Here is a 19,294-nt window from a genome sequence, read left to right as displayed (position 1 = left end):
TCTGCACGAACGCCAAAGCGCTCGAAAGCGATCTCTGCCAAATGGTGCCAAACCAAATCGTCAGAGCCTATTAGGCTGGCCGTTTGCTTTGCACCACTAAAATCGCCAGTGCTACTTGCAGCAGGGCTGAGCGAAGAGCTATCTCGGCACTCTCCTTGGAATTGAGCGGGCCCTCGAGCTTTTTCGAGATCGCACCCAGTTTGGGCATAATCGACATCAGCCCCTGTTTTGCAGCAAACGACATGCTTTCCTTCGATTCCCTTTCCTTCATGGCGTCATCGACGCAATCGATATCGCGGGCGAGAACATAGGCCATGAAGCGCGCCGCAGCCTCGTGACGACCCTTTATCCCGGCAGCCGCCCCCGTGGAGGGCACATTGATAAGGGTGATGCTGCACAAAGTCGACCTCGCGGCAGTTCACCAGCGGAAGATCCTCATCTAGCATGATCTCCGTTGTTATTCTTGCGTTGTGCCACCAGTCGCCGTTGGCGTAGCGAAGTGGCCCGTCGTCGGTGGTCGGGTCGTAAGGAACGACCGGGAGATCGCGTAGATCCTTATCAGAGACCAGAAATCGGCACGCCGGCGTTTTATAGCGGATGGTCTCGACCCAGTAGACCTTCCGCTTTTCCACGATGTCCGCGAGGTCATAGCCAAAACGCACATTTCCGTATCGGTACCCGTGGTACCAGGTGTTCGGCGACAACCAAACCACTGTAGTCCGAGTTTTGTTGAGTATGCTCTCGTCGGAAATGAGCCGCCTCCCAATTTCCCGATCATCGAGAATGCGCAGCGACGAACTGGTGTGGGTCACGTGATAGATGCGGTCGAGTTTGGCGCAGTCGTCAACGACCCGTGCGGCTTTCGGAAGTTGGCAAGCGAATTCAGTCCAAGGTTTCGACATTAAACGGCTTTCTGATGAGCGGCGGGCCGTGGATACCGCGGCGGGTGCGGTAGCGTTGATGACGGTTGGCAACAGCCGTGGAGCCTCGTGTAAAGCCGTCTCATCTCGGCGTCTCGACTGGAAATTGAGATTTTATGATCTTTGGCAAGTCCGGCATTTTCGGGCACCTGGTCTTGCCGCAGACAAACGGAGCGGCCAGCTCCTCGGCAATCAGCACATCGCCGATATTTCTGCCGTCGAGTAGCAGCATGCCGCACTTTCGATTATTGCACTTGTTCGTGCCGATCGTGCCGGCCGGGCAGGAGCAGTCAACCTCAGTCAGGTCCAGCGAGCCGCTTCGTAGCAGCTCGATGAAGCGCTCCTTCGCAATGACCGCCAGAGCTCGCTCGTCCGCTGATACCTTGCGACGTGGCGTGGTGATTTCGGGGGCGTCGAACCCGACCAGACGATAACGATGTGGCCCAACGTCAATGGTATCGCCGTCAACCACGCTAATGGAGTTGAAGTCGATAGGATCCGCATGAGCCACGCTTGGCGGTAGCAATGCGCACATGACCACCGCGAAAGCCATGAGGCGCCTCATGCTGCCGCGTGCTCGCTTACGACGGGCCTGAGACATCAAATTTCTTCCACTTCGTCGGTGGAAGCGACCTTCCACTCTGAAAGTGGTTCTCGCACTCGACCTTCAACTCGGCTTTGTCGACCGGTGCATCGAGGTGAACATCGAAGCTCGCCTTGAACGTTCTGAGCTGCTGATCCTTTTCATCGAAGCTCCAGGCCCCTTTGCCTTCTGACACGGCGCCATCGATTCGAAGGAAGGGAAAACAGGAAAGTTTTTCGGCCCCGCCCTTGAACAGTTGCGCTTCGATCCTCATCGAGTATGGCGGCTTCCTGCCCCTCAATTCGCCGGACACGTCGTATACATCGATCGTCAAGATTGTCAGAGGAGCCGGAGGTGGAAAGAGCCAATCCTTCACCTTGGCGATATTCCCGCCAAGGCCGACGATCAAGGCAACGGCGGCGGCGGCCGCAGCAAGCCGCGCCTAGACACTGCTGAAAAATTCCGACACCGTTCCCCCCGACAGATCGGTATATCTGAACAGTTGAGTATCCATTGCGTCTTGCTTTTCGTAAAGCCTATGGTCTGCGAAGTAACGTGTTGGGCCTCCGGGTGCGGCTCAGCGCGTGTCCTCCTTGTCGGCACCACGCATCACAATCTTCAGCCCATCATCGGGCAACGGCCGCTGCAGGGCCTTCGCCTCGTCCCATGGCGCGCGCAGCCAGACATCGCGTTCCTCGTCCGTGGTGAGGATCACCGGCATGGCCTTGGGGTGGATCGGCTCGACAACCGCGTTCGGCGTGGTGGCGCATTGCCTCACCCAGAATGTTACTGGACAACTTCTCGCCGATGATTGGGTCGGTGCCATCGAATTGGTTCGGTGGCGTCTATGGCGGGAAAGATCAGCATGGGCGCGCGGCGCGAGGTGGTGGCGACGGCATTCGTCGCGAGCGCCGGCAATGCTAGTCAGTTCCGAAGGGCCAAGGACCTCGCCGCGTGGCTTGGGTTGGTCCCTCGCGAACACTCAACGGGTTGGTAAGAAGACCCTCCTGGGGATCAGCAAAAGAGGCAATCACTACCTCAGACGGCTGCTGATTCACGGCGCAAGGTCATGCGTCATGCATCTGAACCGTACTTCCGATCGCCTGGGTTCGTGGCTGACCGGCCTCGAAAAGCGCATGCATACCAACAAGGTCACCGTGGCCCTGGCTGCAAAGATTGCGCGGGTGGCCTGGGTCATCCTTTACGCGGCCCGGCTCGACCTACGAGCGGCGCCTTCCCGCATTCCCGTAGGCCCGGGCAGCAGACTGCGAGGTTCGAGTCCTGATGACGAGACAGTTGATCGGCGCCGCGTAAGCCCTTCGCCGAAAACATGCCCGATTAGCTATCTGGGAACGCGGCGTGCTGATCTCATCATGCCTGGCTGCAACCGCAGCCCACTCGCGAGAGGCCGTGCGCGGCGGCGATCAGGGTGAGACGCGCTCTCATCCTGATTGTCGCGCTATAAGGCCGGATACATTTACGCAGACTGTCGAAGTCGGATCGCTCAAGAGCCTTGCACGGGCGGGGCAGACCATACATTTCGGCGGATCACGTCCTGCAGCATCTCCTTGTCGAGCGACAGATCGGCGACCAGCTTCTTCAGCTTGCCATTCTCCTCCTCGAGCTGCTTTAACCGTCGCATCTCGTTCGGCAGCAGCCCGTCATACTTCTTCTTCCAATTGAAGTAGGTCGCCTGGCTGATCCCGGCCCTGCGGCAGATCTCCGCCACCGCACCCCCGTCGCTGCCCTGCTTCAGGATGAACGCCTTCTGGGCGTCCGAAAACTTCGAGGCCTTCATCGTCGTCGCTCCTCCCAGCCGGGTGGATTTACGCAGCGCAAACTCTAGGCAAAAATGGTCCAGTTTGCCGGCCTCAGATCATCACGTCGGTGAGCTATTTAAGGCTCTTGATAACGAGCGTGCCAGGACTTTGCGGTTTTCTGGAGTGTTCATCATCGTCGCGTGATTGCCTGGAATCGGTGTGGTATCAATGGCCGCTGCACTCAAAACCCTGTCCCAGCCTCGCATCGGCGAGCTCATCTCTGGAGCTATTGAGCTCTTGTCTAGTCGTGCGCAACAACTTACGGAAGAATCCGTCGCGTAAAACTGATGTACCTCAATTGGCAGCGACGGAGCCCGATATAGCTGCAGCGCCCTTTGAAACTGCTCAATTCTCTCGTACATCAAAGCATCATTGTGATCCGGAGGTATAGCTCCTATTTGATGAGCCTTCTCAAGTAGTTGAGCGATTGAACTGTGCCGTGCAAAGCGCTTTAATAGTTTAAAGTGCTCGTCCTCAAGGGGTTCAAGAGTTTCCAGCACCACTTCGCATACCATCTGGGTGGGCGTCATGCCGGCTGGCTTTGCGGGTAGGGTAACATCAATGAACGCCACAAATGAGACAGTTTCATTGAGGCTCAGTAAGTGCTCGGCTATGGCGTAAGCCAATATTCCGCCTGATGAGTATCCAGCAAATCGATATGGACCCCTGGACCGTATCTCCCTGATCGCCGGAATGACTTGCGAGGCTATCGCTTCAAGAGTTGGTGAACAAACTTCACTGAAAGAAGGCCACGGTAGACCATAGATTGGACAGTCCGCGTCCATTTCCTCCACCAAGTTGAGGATATAGGAACAATCTCCTAAGCCTGTGGGAACAAAGAACAGCGGCGGCTGCGATCCGGTTGCGCGAACACAAATCACTCCCGGACTACTGGGCTGTGGCTCCAAATGAACCTTCAATGCAAGTTCCTTCAGAACAGGAGCTTGGAAGAGATCGGCGGCGGTAAACTTGAACCCGGCATCGAGCGCTCGACTGAGAAGCCGCACCGCTAGCAGTGAGTGCCCGCCCAGTTCGAAGAAGTCGTCGTGGCGTCCGACCCGCTCCACACCGAGAAGCTCGGCCCAGATCTGTGCCAGCGTGATCTCGATCTCGCCCTGCGGCGCCTCATAGGCGGCGCGATGCGCATACGCCTCATCGTCCGGCGCAGCCAGCGCCTTGCGGTCCAGCTTGCCATTCACCGTCAGCGGCAGCGCCGCCAGCCGCACGAACGCCGATGGCACCATGTACTCCGGCAGGTGTGCACTTATGTGGGCGCGCAAGGCGCCGGCAAGCTCGCTTCCCTCCAGCCCGTCCGAAGCTGCTTCCGGCGACACCACATAGGCGACAAGACGCTGCTCGCCGCCGGGGACCTCGTGCGCCACCACCACCGCCTCGCGCACGAACGGGTGCTCGCAAAGCCGCGCCGCGATCTCGCCCGGCTCGATCCGGAAGCCGCGGATCTTCACCTGGTCGTCGTTGCGGCCCAAAAACTCCAGATTGCCGTCCGGCAGATAGCGCGCCAGATCGCCGGTGCGGTACAGCCGGTCGCCGTCCACAAAGGGACTGGCGATGAACCGCTCCGCGGTCAGCTCGGGCCGGTTCAGGTAGCCGCGCGCCACCCCCGCCCCGCCAATGCAGAGCTCCCCGACCGCACCGAACGGCACCAGCCCGCCATGATCATCCAGCAGATACACACGCGTGTTCGCAATCGGGCGGCCAATCGGGACAATGGCCCCATCAAACCCATCGGGGCAACTCCAGGTCGCCGCACAAACTGTTGCTTCGGTAGGTCCATAAGCATTGATAATGGATGCTGGAGCCAGACTCCGGATGAGTTCTGCCTTCGGCAGCTCTCCAGCAAGAATGAGAACTTGCGATCCCAAGCCTTCCAGCTTCTGGCTTCCCTGAAGCAAGGCTGGAGGCAGCGTCGCGTGCGTGATGGCTTCGCTTCGCAGATAATCCGATAGCTTGTTACTCGCTTGACGGAGCTCATCCGCCGGCAAATGCAATGCGGCTCCCGAACCAAACGCCATAACAAGCTCCGAGGCGCTTGCATCAAAACCGAAGGAGGCGAACTGCACCACGCGGCTGTTGCAACAAACGCCAAAAAGCCCGATCTGAGCCAAGCTGAGATTGACCAAGCCGCGATGCTCGACCATGACCCCCTTGGGGGTGCCTGTGGATCCGGAGGTGTAGATCACATAGGCGAGATGGCGTGAGGTGAGGCCGAGCGCACGCGGGTCCGGATCCGACGCCGGCAGATTTGCCCATTCCGGCGTCGCCGCCAGATCCACCACCGCCAGATCGCGTAGCGCATCGTCGCCCAGCGCCGATCGCCCCGCTGCATCGGCCAGCAGCACTCGCGGCGCCGCATCGTCGAGAACCTGCCGCAGCCGCGCCGGCGGATAGGCCGGGTCCAGCGGCAGGTACGCCCCGCCCGCCTTGAGGATCGCCAAAAGCCCGACCACCATCGCCACGCTGCGCGCAACGCAGATCGCCACCGGCTGGTCCGGCTTCACCCCAATTGCGATCAGATGATGCGCCAGGCGGTTGGCCCGCGCATTGAGCTCGCCATAGCTGACGCGCTGGTCCTGATAGACCACCGCCACCGCCTCCGGCGCTTTTTGCACCTGCGCCTCAAACAGCTCATGGATGCACTGCTGCTCAGGATACGTCACCGCCGTCCGGTTCAGTTCCTCCAGCAGATACGCGCGCTCGTCGGCTGGCAGCAGCTCAATCCGCCCGACCGCTTGCTGCGCATCGGCAACCATCGCCCGCAGCAGCGCCAGCAGATAACCACGCTGCCGCTCGATGGTCGCGCGATCGAACAGCGCCGTGGCATAACCCAGCGTGCCAGCGATCACCTCACCCTGCTCGCCAAGGCTCAGCTCCAGATCGAACTTGACCTGATCGAAGCCGTCTGCCGCCGCCTCCACCATCAGCCCAGGAAGGTCGAACGTCCCAGCGGCGTTGTTCTGCCAGGCCAGCATCACCTGGAACAACGGCGTGTGATCAAGAGCCCGGGGCGGCTGCACGATCTCCACCACCTGCTCGAACGGCAGGTCCTGGTGCTCCTGCGCTCCCAAGACCGTGCGCCGCGTCCGCTCCAACAGCTCCGACACGCTCGGCTCGCCCGACAGGTCCAGCCGCAGCACCAGGGTGTTGACGAAGAAGCCGATCAGCTCTTCGATCTCGCGGCGACCGCGATTAGCGCTCGGCACGCCAATCGCAAGATCGTCCTGTCCCGACAGACACGACAGCACCGCAGCCCACCCCGCCAGCACCGTCATGAACAACGTCGTGCCTTGCTGCAGGCCCAGCCGCTTCAGCTCCCGCGTCAGCTCCGCATCAATAACGATCGGGACCGTCGCCCCCGCAAACGACTGCTGCGCCGGCCGCGGCCGGTCCGTCGGCAGCGCCAGACGGGCTGGCGCGCCAGACAGATTGTTGCGCCAATACTGCGCCTGGCGCTGCAGCCGCGCGCCCGACAGCCACTGCCGTTGCCAGGCGGCATAGTCCGGATACTGGATTGCAAGCGGCGGCAGCGGATCGCCTTCTCCGGCCACGAACGCCCGGTACAGCTGACTGAGTTCATGCGCCAACACGCCCAGCGACCAACCATCCGAGACAATGTGATGCTGCGTCAGCAGCAAGACGTGCTCCTCATCCGAGATCCGGATCAGCCGGCCACGGATCAGCGGGCCACGCGCCAGATCGAACGGCGTGCACGCCTCTTCCCTGCACAGACCCAATAGCGCCTCGTCCGCATCCGGCCTGTCCCGCAGATCGTGCTCCACAACCGGCAGCCCCGCATCCTCCGGCAGCAGCTCCACCCAGGGCTTGCCCTCCGGCGCGACAAACACGCTGCGCAGCGCCTCATGGCGCGCCAACACACGGTCCAGGCTACGCTGCCAGGCGCTGCGGTCGAGCCCACCCTTGAGCCGCCACCCGAGCGGAATGTGATAGTTCGTGCTGCTCTGATCCAGCTGCGCCAAAAACCACAGCCGCTGCTGCGCAAACGACAGCACAAGCGGCGCTTCACGCGACACCGGCGCAATGGCTGGCAGGTCTTGCGCGCCGGAGCGGCTCAACTCATCCATGATACTCGCGGCCAGATCGGCCAGCACCGGTTTGGCAAACAGCGTGGTCAGCGGCAGTGTGAAGCCAATGGCCTGCCAGACCCGGCTCAACAGCTGCACCGCCACCAGCGAGTGCCCGCCGAGCGCAAAGAAGTGGTCGTGGCGTCCGACCCGCTCAACACCCAGAAGCTCGGCCCAGATCGTTGCCAGCGTGGTCTCGATCTCGCCTTGCGGCGGCTCATAGGCACGATGCGCATACGCCTCATCGTCCGGCGCCGGCAGCGCCTTGCGATCGAGCTTGCCGTTCACCGTCAGCGGCAGCGCCGCCAGCCGCACGAACGCAGACGGCACCATGTAGTCCGGCAGGTGCGCACTTATGTGCGCGCGCAAGGTGCCGGCAAGGTCGCCGCCATCCTGTCCGTTCGAAGCTGCCTCGGGCGCACACACCACATAGCCGACAAGGTGCTTGTCGCCGCAGCCATCCTCGCGCGCCACCACCACCGCATCACCCACCGCCGGATGCTCGAGGAGCCGCGCCGCGATCTCGCCCGGCTCGATCCGGAAGCCGCGGATCTTCACCTGCTCGTCGTTGCGGCCCAAAAACTCCAGATTGCCGTCCGGCAGGTAGCGTGCCAGGTCGCCGGTCCGGTACAGCCGGTCGCCCTCGACAAAGGGACTGGCGATGAACCGCTCCGCTGTCAGCTCAGGGCAGTTCAGATAGCCGCGCGCCACCCCCGCCCCGCCAATGTAGAGCTCCCCCACCGCCCCGAACGGCACCGGTGCCCCATGACCATCCAGCAGATACACCCGCGTGTTCGCAATCGGACGGCCAATCGGGACAATGGCGCCATCAAACTCAGCCGGACAACTCCACGCTGTCACGTCGATCGCAGCTTCCGTCGGACCGTACAGATTGTGCAGGCCCGTCCAAGGCAAGAGGCGCCGAACGTTATGCACACTGGCGGCAGGAAGCGCCTCGCCGCTGCATAAAACTCGTCCCAGCGATGTGCAGCGGTCAACACTCTTCGCATCCATAAAGCTGACCAGCATGGATGGCACGAAGTGAACCGTCGTAATTCGCTCGTTGATGATCAAGTCGACCAATGCGTCGGGATCTCTGTGCGCACCGGGCGGCGCCAGCACCAGGGTTGCCCCTTCAAGCAAGGTCCAGAAGAACTCCCAGGCCGAGACATCGAAGCTAAATGGCGTCTTCTGCAACACGACATCAGTTGCGTTGAGACCATAGGCGTTTTGCATCCAGATCAGGCGATTAACGATAGCCCGATGCTCATTCTGTGCCCCCTTGGGCGAACCGGTTGAGCCCGATGTGTAGATCACATAGGCGAGATGGCGTGAGGTCAGGCCAAGCGCACGCGGGTCCGGATCCGACGCCGGCAGGCTGGCCCACGCCGGTGCCGCCGCATCGAGCTCCACCACGCTCGCATCGACGCCCACATCGCCCAAGGCGGCGCGCCCCGCCGCATCGGCCAGCAACAGGTGGGGCGCCGCATCCTCCAGCACCTGGTGCAGCCGCGCCGGCGGATAGGCCGGGTCCAGCGGCAGATAGGCGCCCCCCGCCTTGAGGATCGCCAGCAGCCCGACCACCATCGCCACGCTGCGCGCAACGCAGATCGCCACCCGCTGATCCGGCCTGACCCCGAGCCCGATCAGATGATGCGCCAGCTGGTTGGCGTGCGCATTGAGCTCGCCATAGCTGACGCGCTGGTCCTGATAGACCACCGCCACCGCATTCGGCGCCTGGCGCACCTGCGCCTCAAACAGCTCATGGATGCACTGCTCCACAGGATACGGCGCCGCCGTCCGGTTCAGCTCCTCCAGCAGATAGGTGCGCTCGTCCGCTGGCAGGATGTCCAGCTCCCGCACTGGCATGTCCGGCGCCCGCTCCAGCGCCTCCGCCAGCTGCGCCAGCGTCTGCTGCATGTAGCCGCAGATCCGATCCGCCGAGATTGGCTCCGCCACCTGCACCGTCAGCCCGAGCGCCTCGCCAAAATCCTCCACCGACAAGGTCAGCGGATAGTTGGTGCGCTCCTCCTCGCCCAGCCATTCCACGCCGGACAGCGCATCATCGGCTGCGGAGGCGGTGACCGCCGCCGGCGTGTTGTGGCGGTAGTTCAATAGCGCGCTGAACAGCGGCGCCGGCGCCGCAACGCCGCTGCAGCGTTGCGCCAGCGCCAGCGAGGCATGCTCGTGCGCCAAGAGCTCGACCAGCCGGGCATGCGTGGTTCGCACGCTCGCCTCGACCGCGGTGCCGTCAAGGTCAAGCCGCAGCGGCAGGGTGTTGATGAACAGGCCCATCGCGCGGTCGGCGCCCGCCCCGCCATGCATGCGGCCGAACAGCACCGTGCCGAACACCACCTGCTCGCGCCCGCTGCTGCGCGCCACCACCTGACCCCAGGCCAGATGGCACAGGCTGGCCAGGCTCACCCCCAGCCGCCGCGCCTGGCTGCGCAGCCGCGCGTTCAGCTGCTGCGGCAGCATCCGCTGCGCCTCTCGAACCCCGCTGCCGTCGCCGCGCACCTCGCTCAAGCCGAACGGCGTGCTCGGCTCGTCGATGTCTGCCAGCCACCCCCGGAAGAACGCTTCATCCGCCTTGGCATCAGCGCCGAGATGCGCCTGCGCCACCAGATTGCGGAACGGCTGTGGCTCGGTCAGCTCATGCGCCCGCCCCTCCAGCACAGCCTGGACCTCGGCACGCATCACCTCCAGTGTCGTGTGATCCCCGATCAGATGATGCTGCAGCTCCAACAGCAGCCAGCGCCCGCTGCCGGGCTCGCGCGCGATCACAAACCGCAACAAGGGCGCTCGGCCAAGATCGATGCGGTGCTGGCGCGGATCAAACCGATCCTTAAGCTGCGCGGCGCCAGGACCAGCAGACCCGTCCAGCTCGACCTCGCTCACCTCCAGCGATGCGTGGCGCCACACCACCTGCGCCGGGCGCGACAGCCCCTCCCAGACGAACGAGGTGCGCAGAATGTCGTGCCGGTCCACCACCCGCTGGACCGCAGCAAGATAGCGGTCCAACACGCCACGGTCGGCAAACGCCATCTGCGATACCAGCAGGTACGGATCGCCCTTTGTCGCCAACAGATGATGGAACAGGATGCCGTCCTGCAGCGGCGACAAGCCATAAATGTCCTGGATGTTGCCGACCCCGCCGGACACTGTGGCGATGATCCGGTCGATCTCGCCCTGCGCCAGCTCGATGAGCGGCAACATCTGCGGCGTGATCGCCGGACTCTGTTCGCTGATCAGGTTGGCCGGGACCGCCACCTCGTGATGACTGCCGAGGCTCGCGGCCAGATCCGCCAGCACCGGCTTTGCAAACAAGGTCCGCACCTCGACCCCCAGCGACCGCCGCCGCAGCCGCTCGATCATCTGCACCGCCAAGAGCGAGTGGCCGCCGAGCGCAAAGAAGTGGTCGTGGCGTCCGACCCGCTCAACACCCAGAAGCTCGGCCCAGATCTGTGCCAGCGTGATCTCGATCTCGCCTTGCGGCGCCTCATAGGCGGCGCGATGCGCATACGCCTCATCGTCCGGCGCAGCCAGCGCCTTGCGGTCCAGCTTGCCATTCACCGTCAGCGGCAGCGCCCCCAGCCGCACGAACGCCGATGGCACCATGTACTCCGGCAGGTGTGCACTTATGTGGGCGCGCAAGGCGCCGGCAAGCTCGCTTCCCTCCAGCCCGTCCGAAGCTGCTTCCGGCGACACCACATAGGCGACAAGACGCTGCTCGCCGCCGGGGCCCTCGTGCGCCACCACCACCGCCTCGCGCACGAACGGGTGCTCGCAAAGCCGCGCCGCGATCTCGCCCGGCTCGATCCGGAAGCCGCGGATCTTCACCTGGTCGTCGTTGCGGCCCAAAAACTCCAGATTGCCGTCCGGCAGATAGCGCGCCAGATCGCCGGTGCGGTACAGCCGGTCGCCGTCCACAAAGGGACTGGCGATGAACCGCTCCGCGGTCAGCTCGGGCCGGTTCAGGTAGCCGCGCGCCACCCCCGCCCCGCCGACGTAGAGCTCCCCGACCGCGCCGAACGGCACCAGCCCGCCATGATCATCCAGCAGATACACACGCGTGTGCGCAATCGGGCGGCCAATCGTCTCAACGACAACGTCCCCCCTTTGCACGCAGATCCAGGTTGAGTACGTGGTGGTTTCAGAAGGCGCGTACAGATTACAAATCTTCTGGACCCGACTGCTCGCAAAGATCTTCTCGATCAGTTCCGCCGTCAGCCACTCGCCCGCCAAATTGACGACGCCGGTCGAAGCCGGCACTGCTTTCCTGTCGACCAGAGCGGCGATCGCCGAGGGCACTGTGTTGATCAAAGAGATATCCAAAGACCTCTCGGCCAGCGCCAGCGCATTCTCGACAAGGTAAAGCGTGCTTCCTTGCGAAAGCGGAACGAAGCACTCATAGACGGACAGATCAAAACTGATCGAGGTGGCAAACAGCGTGCGGCTGATCTCTGATGCCGTAAACACGTCGCTGCTCCAATGCAGCAGGTTCACCGTGCTCGCATGCTCAATCATGACGCCCTTGGGCGTGCCTGTGGATCCGGAGGTGTAGATCACATAGGCGAGATGGCGTGAGGTCAGGCCAAGCGCACGCGGGTCCGGATCTGACGCCGGCAGATTTGCCCATTCCGGCATCGTCGCCGCCAGATCCACCACCGTCAGATCGCGTAGCGCATCGTCGCCCAGCGCCGATCGCCCCGCTGCATCGGCCAGCAGCACTCGCGGCGCCGCATCGTCGAGAACCTGCCGCAGCCGCGCCGGCGGATAGGCCGGGTCCAGCGGCAGATAGGCGCCCCCCGCCTTGAGGATCGCCAGCAGCCCGACCACCATCGCCACGCTGCGCGCAACGCAGATCGCCACCCGCTGATCCGGCCTGACCCCGAGCCCGATCAGATGATGCGCCAGCTGGTTGGCGTGCGCATTGAGCTCGCCATAGCTGACGCGCTGGTCCTGATAGACCACCGCCACCGCGTCCGGCGCCTGGCGCACCTGGGCCTCGAACAGCTCATGGATGCACTGCTCCACAGGATACGGCGCCGCCGTCCGGTTCAGCTCCTCCAGCAGATAGGTGCGCTCGTCCGCTGGCAGGATGTCCAGCTCCCGCACTGGCATGTCCGGCGCCCGCTCCAGCGCCTCCGCCAGCTGCGCCAGCGTCTGCTGCATGTAGCCGCAGATCCGATCCGCCGAGATTGGCTCCGCCACCTGCACCGTCAGCCCGAGCGCCTCGCCAAAATCCTCCACCGACAAGGTCAGCGGATAGTTGGTGCGCTCCTCCTCGCCCAGCCATTCCACGCCGGACAGCGCATCATCGGCTGCGGAGGCGGTGACCGCCGCCGGCGTGTTGTGGCGGTAGTTCAACAGCGCGCTGAACAGCGGCGCCGGCGCCGCAACGCCGCTGCAGCGTTGCGCCAGCGCCAGCGAGGCATGCTCGTGCGCCAAGAGCTCGACCAGCCGGGCATGCGTGGTTCGCACGCTCGCCTCGACCGCGGTGCCGTCAAGGTCAAGCCGCAGCGGCAGGGTGTTGATGAACAGGCCCATCGCGCGGTCGGCGCTCGCCCCGCCATGCATGCGGCCGAACAGCACCGTGCCGAACACCACCTGCTCGCGCCCGCTGCTGCGCGCCACCACCTGACCCCAGGCCAGATGGCACAGGCTGGCCAGGCTCACCCCCAGCCGCCGCGCCTGGCTGCGCAGCCGCGCGTTCAGCTGCTGCGGCAGCATCCGCTGCGCCTCTCGAACCCCGCTGCCGTCGCCGCGCACCTCGCTCAAGCCGAACGGCGTGCTCGGCTCGTCGATGTCTGCCAGCCACCCCCGGAAGAACGCTTCATCCGCCTTGGCATCAGCGCCGAGATGCGCCTGCGCCACCAGATTGCGGAACGGCTGTGGCTCGGTCAGCTCGTGCTCGCGTCCCTCCAGCACAGCCTGGACCTCGGCACGCATCACCTCCAGTGTCGTGTGGTCCCCGATCAGATGATGCTGCAGCTCCAACAGCAGCCAGCGCCCGCTGCCGGGCTCGCGCGCAATCACAAACCGCAACAAGGGCGCTCGGCCAAGATCGATGCGGTGCTGGCGCGGATCAAACCGATCCTTAAGCTGCGCGGCGCCAGGACCAGCAGACCCGTCCAGCTCGACCTCGCTCACCTCCAGCGATGCGTGGCGCCACACCACCTGCGCCGGGCGCGACAGCCCCTCCCAGACGAACGAGGTGCGCAGAATGTCGTGCCGGTCCACCACCCGCTGGACCGCAGCAAGATAGCGGTCCAACACGCCACGGTCGGCAAACGCCATCTGCGATACCAGCAGGTACGGATCGCCCTTTGTCGCCAACAGATGATGGAACAGGATGCCGTCCTGCAGCGGCGACAAGCCATAAATGTCCTGGATGTTGCCGACCCCGCCGGACACTGTGGCGATGATCCGGTCGATCTCGCCCTGCGCCAGCTCAATGAGCGGCAACATCTGCGGCGTGATCGCCGGACTCTGTTCGCTGATCCGATTGGCCGGGACCGCCACCTCGTGATGACTGCCGAGGCTCGCGGCCAGATCCGCCAGCACCGGCTTTGCAAACAAGGTCCGCACCTCGACCCCCAGCGACCGCCGCCGCAGCCGCTCGATCAGTTGCACCGCCAAGAGCGAGTGCCCGCCGAGCGCAAAGAAGTGGTCGTGGCGTCCGACCCGCTCCACACCGAGAAGCTCGGCCCAGATCTGTGCCAGCGTGATCTCGATCTCGCCCTGCGGCGGCTCATAGGCGCGATGCGCATACGCCTCATCGTCCGGCGCAGCCAGCGCCTTGCGGTCCAGCTTGCCGTTCACCGTCAGCGGCAGCGCCCCCAGCCGCACGAACGCCGATGGCACCATGTACTCCGGCAGGTGTGCACTTATGTGCGCGCGCAAGGCGCCGGCAAGCTCGCTTCCCTCCAGCCCGTTCGAAGCTGCTTCCGGCGCGCACACCACATAGGCGACAAGACGCTGCTCGCCGCCGGGGACCTCGTGCGCCACCACCACCGCCTCGCGCACGAACGGGTGCTCGCAAAGCCGCGCCGCGATCTCGCCCGGCTCGATCCGGAAGCCGCGGATCTTCACCTGGTCGTCGTTGCGGCCCAAAAACTCCAGATTGCCGTCCGGCAGATAGCGCGCCAGATCGCCGGTGCGGTACAGCCGGTCGCCGTCCACAAAGGGACTGGCGATGAACCGCTCCGCGGTCAGCTCGGGCCGGTTCAGGTAGCCGCGCGCCACCCCCGCCCCGCCAATGCAGAGCTCCCCGACCGCACCGAACGGCACCAGCCCGCCATGATCATCCAGCAGATACACACGCGTGTTCGCAATCGGGCGGCCAATCGGGACAATGGCCCCATCAAACCCATCGGGGCAACTCCAGGTCGCCGCACAAACTGTTGCTTCGGTAGGTCCATAAGCATTGATAATGGATGCTGGAGCCAGACTCCGGATGAGTTCTGCCTTCGGCAGCTCTCCAGCAAGAATGAGAACTTGCGATCCCAAGCCTTCCAGCTTCTGGCTTCCCTGAAGCAAGGCTGGAGGCAGCGTCGCGTGCGTGATGGCTTCGCTTCGCAGATAATCCGATAGCTTGTTACTCGCTTGACGGAGCTCATCCGCAGGCAAATGCAATGTGGCTCCCGAACCAAACGCCATAACAAGCTCCCAGGCGCTTGCATCAAAACCGAAGGAGGCGAACTGCACCACGCGGCTGTTGCAACAAACGCCAAAAAGCCCGATCTGAGCCAAGCTGAGATTGACCAAGCCGCGATGCTCGACCATGACGCCCTTGGGGGTGCCTGTGGATCCGGAGGTGTAGATCACATAGGCGAGATGGCGCGAGGTCAGGCCGAGCGCACGCGTGTCCGGATCTGACGCCGGCAGATTTGCCCATTCCGGCGTCGCCGCCAGATCCACCACCGTCAGATCGCGTAGCGCATCGTCGCCCAGCGCCGATCGCCCGGCTGCATCGGCCAGCAGCACTCGCGGCGCCGCATCGTCGAGAACCTGCCGCAGCCGCGCCGACGGATAGGCCGGATCCAGCGGCAGATAGGCGCCCCCCGCCTTGAGGATCGCCAGCAGCCCCACCACCATCATCGGACTGCGCTGCAGGCAGATCGCCACCGGCTGGTCCGGCTTCACCCCAATTGCGATCAGATGATGCGCCAGGCGGTTGGCCCGCGCATTGAGCTCGCCATAGCTGACGCGCTGGTCCTGATAGACCACCGCCACCGCATTCGGCGCCTGGCGCACCTGCGCCTCAAACAGCTCATGGATGCACTGCTCCACAGGATACGGCGCCGCCGTCCGGTTCAGCTCCTCCAGCAGATAGGTGCGCTCGTCCGCTGGCAGGATGTCCAGCTCCCGCACTGGCATGTCCGGCGCCCGCTCCAGCGCCTCCGCCAGCTGCGCCAGCGTCTGCTGCATGTAGCCGCAGATCCGATCCGCCGAGATTGGCTCCGCCACCTGCACCGTCAGCCCGAGCGCCTCGCCAAAATCCTCCACCGACAAGGTCAGCGGATAGTTGGTGCGCTCCTCCTCGCCCAGCCATTCCACGCCGGACAGCGCATCATCGGCTGCGGAGGCGGTGACCGCCGCCGGCGTGTTGTGGCGGTAGTTCAACAGCGCGCTGAACAGCGGCGCCGGCGCCGCAACGCCGCTGCAGCGTTGCGCCAGCGCCAGCGAGGCATGCTCGTGCGCCAAGAGCTCGACCAGCCGGGCATGCGTGGTTCGCACGCTCGCCTCGACCGCGGTGCCGTCAAGGTCAAGCCGCAGCGGCAGGGTGTTGATGAACAGGCCCATCGCGCGGTCGGCGCCCGCCCCGCCATGCATGCGGCCGAACAGCACCGTGCCGAACACCACCTGCTCGCGCCCGCTGCTGCGCGCCACCACCTGACCCCAGGCCAGATGGCACAGGCTGGCCAGGCTCACCCCCAGCCGCCGCGCCTGGCTGCGCAGCCGCGCGTTCAGCTGCTGCGGCAGCATCCGCTGCGCCTCTCGAACCCCGCTGCCGTCGCCGCGCACCTCGCTCAAGCCGAACGGCGTGCTCGGCTCGTCGATGTCTGCCAGCCACCCCCGGAAGAACGCTTCATCCGCCTTGGCATCAGCGCCGAGATGCGCCTGCGCTACCAGATTGCGGAACGGCTGTGGCTCGGTCAGCTCATGCGCCCGCCCCTCCAGCACAGCCTGGACCTCGGCACGCATCACCTCCAGTGTCGTGTGGTCCCCGATCAGATGATGCTGCAGCTCCAACAGCAGCCAGCGCCCGCTGCCGGGCTCGCGCGCGATCACAAACCGCAACAAGGGCGCTCGGCCAAGATCGATGCGGTGCTGGCGCGGATCAAACCGATCCTTAAGCTGCGCGGCGCCAGGACCAGCAGACCCGTCCAGCTCGACCTCGCTCACCTCCAGCGATGCGTGGCGCCACACCACCTGCGCCGGGCGCGACAGCCCCTCCCAGACGAACGAGGTGCGCAGAATGTCGTGCCGGTCCACCACCCGCTGGACCGCAGCAAGATAGCGGTCCAACACGCCACGGTCGGCAAACGCCATCTGCGATACCAGCAGGTACGGATCGCCCTTTGTCGCCAACAGATGATGGAACAGGATGCCGTCCTGCAGCGGCGACAAGCCATAAATGTCCTGGATGTTGCCGACCCCGCCGGACACTGTGGCGATGATCCGGTCGATCTCGCCCTGCGCCAGCTCAATGAGCGGCAACATCTGCGGCGTGATCGCCGGACTCTGTTCGCTGATCCGATTGGCCGGGACCGCCACCTCGTGATGACTGCCGAGGCTCGCGGCCAGATCCGCCAGCACCGGCTTTGCAAACAAGGTCCGCACCTCGACCCCCAGCGACCGCCGCCGCAGCCGCTCGATCAGTTGCACCGCCAAGAGCGAGTGCCCGCCGAGCGCAAAGAAGTGGTCGTGGCGTCCGACCCGCTCCACACCGAGAAGCTCGGCCCAGATCTGTGCCAGCGTGATCTCGATCTCGCCCTGCGGCGGCTCATAGGCGCGATGCGCATACGCCTCATCGTCCGGCGCAGCCAGCGCCTTGCGGTCCAGCTTGCCGTTCACCGTCAGCGGCAGCGCCCCCAGCCGCACGAACGCCGATGGCACCATGTACTCCGGCAGGTGTGCACTTATGTGGGCGCGCAAGGCGCCGGCAAGCTCGCTTCCCTCCAGCCCGTTCGAAGCTGCTTCCGGCGTGCACACCACATAGGCGACAAGACGCTGCTCGCCGCCGGGGACCTCGTGCGCCACCACCACCGCCTCGCGCACGAACGGGTGCTCGCAAAGCCGCGCCGCGATCTCGCCCGGCTCGATCCGGAAGCCGCGGATCTTCACCTGGTCGTCGTTGCGGCCCAAAAACTCCAGATTGCCGTCCGGTAGGTAGCGCGCCAGATCGCCGGTGCGGTACAGCCGGTCGCCGTCCACAAAGGGACTGGCGATGAACCGCTCCGCGGTCAGCTCGGGCCGGTTCAGGTAGCCGCGCGCCACCCCCGCCCCGCCGACGTAGAGCTCCCCGACCGCGCCAAACGGAACCGGCGCACCATGACCGTCCAGCAGATAGACCACCGAATTCCGGATTGGTCGTCCCAGTGGCACCCGTTGCTGGCCATCGAAGCCAGCAGGCACCGGGTAGCAGAGACTGAAGGTGGTGTTCTCGGTCGGGCCGTAGCCATTTGAGATTCGCAGCGTCGGATGTCGCTTCTGACATGCTCTGATGGAACTGGCTGAGACCTCTTCGCCCCCGACCAGCAGTTGCTGCAGCCCACTGGTGCTCCGCCCCTCCCCGACATAGACGTCGAACAACCGCGCAGTCATCCAAGCGATAGTGATGCCTTGGTCTTGGATGATCCGGGCCAGCGTTGCCGTCGAGAGATAGCGTTCAGGATAGAGCACAACACTGGCGCCGTTCGCCAAGGCTCCCCAGACTTCGAAGGTGGTCGCATCGAATGTCGGCGAGGAAGCGTTGAGAAAAACGTCCCGCGGCGAGATCTCGACGAAATCGTTCTCCGCCACCAGACGCACCACTCCGCGATGCTCGACCATGACCCCCTTGGGGGTGCCTGTTGATCCGGAGGTGTAGATCACATAGGCGAGATGGCGTGAGGTGAGGCCAAGCGCACGCGGGTCCGGATCCGACGCCGGCAGGTTTGCCCACGCCGGCATGGCCGTCTCCAGATCCACCACGCTCACATCGGCCAGCGCATCGGCGCCCATTGCGGATCGGCCGGCCGCATCGGCCAGCAGGAGCCGCGGCGCCGCATCGTCGAGAACCTGCCGCAGCCGCGCCGGTGGATAGGCCGGGTCCAGCGGCAGGTACGCCGCGCCCGCCTTGAGGATCGCCAAAAGCCCGACCACCATCGCCACGTTGCGCGCAACGCAGATCGCCACCGGCTGGTCCAGCCTGACCCCGAGACCGATCAGATGATGCGCCAGGCGGTTGGCCCGCGCATTCAGCTCGCCATAGCTTAGCCGCTCCTCCTCATGGACCACCGCCACCACGTCCGGCGCACGGCGAACCTGTGCCTCGAACAGCTCGTGGATACACACGTCCGACGGATAGGCCGATGCCGTCCGGTTCAGCTCCTCCAGCAGATACGCACGCTCAGCGGATGACAAGAGTTCAATCCGCCCCACCGGCTGCCGCGGATCTGCCTTCACAGCACATAGCAAATTTTGCAAATGCTGGGTCATACGGTCGATATGCTTGGGCTCCAAGCGACTTGCATCAAAGTGCCATCGAAAGCTCCCATCTAGAGCGCAAACCTCAAATGTTAACGCCTCACCGGGCAGGGCTGCCTCAGAAGTCGGGCTCGAAGCTAGGTCACCAGTGGCAAACTCGCCACTTACAGTAAG

Annotated in this window: 4 protein-coding genes and 4 pseudogenes; 1 reads left to right on the top strand and 7 read right to left on the bottom strand. The window is 64.3% G+C overall.

Annotation, left to right across the window (positions count from 1 at the left end; translation table 11 throughout):
* Positions 1-70 precede the first annotated feature (70 nt).
* The 5 genes and pseudogenes from ACR9YP_RS12775 to ACR9YP_RS12755 all read right to left on the bottom strand — a co-directional run.
* Complete coding sequence (locus tag ACR9YP_RS12775; protein ID WP_474220025.1) at positions 71-316, bottom strand: hypothetical protein; 246 nt, start codon at positions 314-316, stop codon at positions 71-73.
* On the bottom strand, positions 276-974 hold the full coding sequence (locus ACR9YP_RS12770) for a hypothetical protein (RefSeq protein WP_474220024.1): 699 nt from the start codon (positions 972-974) through the stop codon (positions 276-278). The genes ACR9YP_RS12775 and ACR9YP_RS12770 overlap by 41 nt, the downstream gene beginning before the upstream one ends.
* Positions 975-1,002: 28 nt before the next feature.
* Positions 1,003-1,473, bottom strand: coding sequence for a thermonuclease family protein (locus ACR9YP_RS12765; protein ID WP_474220023.1), 471 nt, complete (start codon positions 1,471-1,473; stop codon positions 1,003-1,005).
* 28 nt (positions 1,474-1,501) lie between these two features.
* Positions 1,502-1,912 carry a hypothetical protein gene (locus ACR9YP_RS12760; protein WP_474220022.1) on the bottom strand — a complete coding sequence of 137 codons (411 nt, stop codon included), beginning with the start codon at positions 1,910-1,912 and terminating at the stop codon, positions 1,502-1,504.
* Positions 1,913-2,080: 168 nt separating this feature from the next.
* Positions 2,081-2,266: pseudogene (locus ACR9YP_RS12755) on the bottom strand (SOS response-associated peptidase); the annotation flags it as partial.
* Between the two features lie 120 nt (positions 2,267-2,386).
* Here ACR9YP_RS12755 and ACR9YP_RS12750 point away from each other — a divergent pair.
* A pseudogene (locus tag ACR9YP_RS12750) lies at positions 2,387-2,754 on the top strand (transposase); the annotation flags it as partial.
* Positions 2,755-3,043: 289 nt separating this feature from the next.
* Here ACR9YP_RS12750 and ACR9YP_RS12745 read toward each other — a convergent pair.
* Together ACR9YP_RS12745 and ACR9YP_RS12740 are read right to left on the bottom strand one after the other, a co-directional pair.
* Positions 3,044-3,301 (bottom strand): annotated as a pseudogene (locus ACR9YP_RS12745) (transposase); the annotation flags it as partial.
* Positions 3,302-3,382: 81 nt separating this feature from the next.
* Positions 3,383-19,132, bottom strand: a pseudogene (locus tag ACR9YP_RS12740) (amino acid adenylation domain-containing protein); the annotation flags it as partial.
* Between the last annotated feature and the right edge of the window lie 162 nt (positions 19,133-19,294).

Source organism: Bradyrhizobium sp. BR14999, from assembly GCF_056106085.1.
Note: the sequence above shows the minus strand (reverse complement) of the source record. Positions and strands in the feature narration are given on the sequence as shown.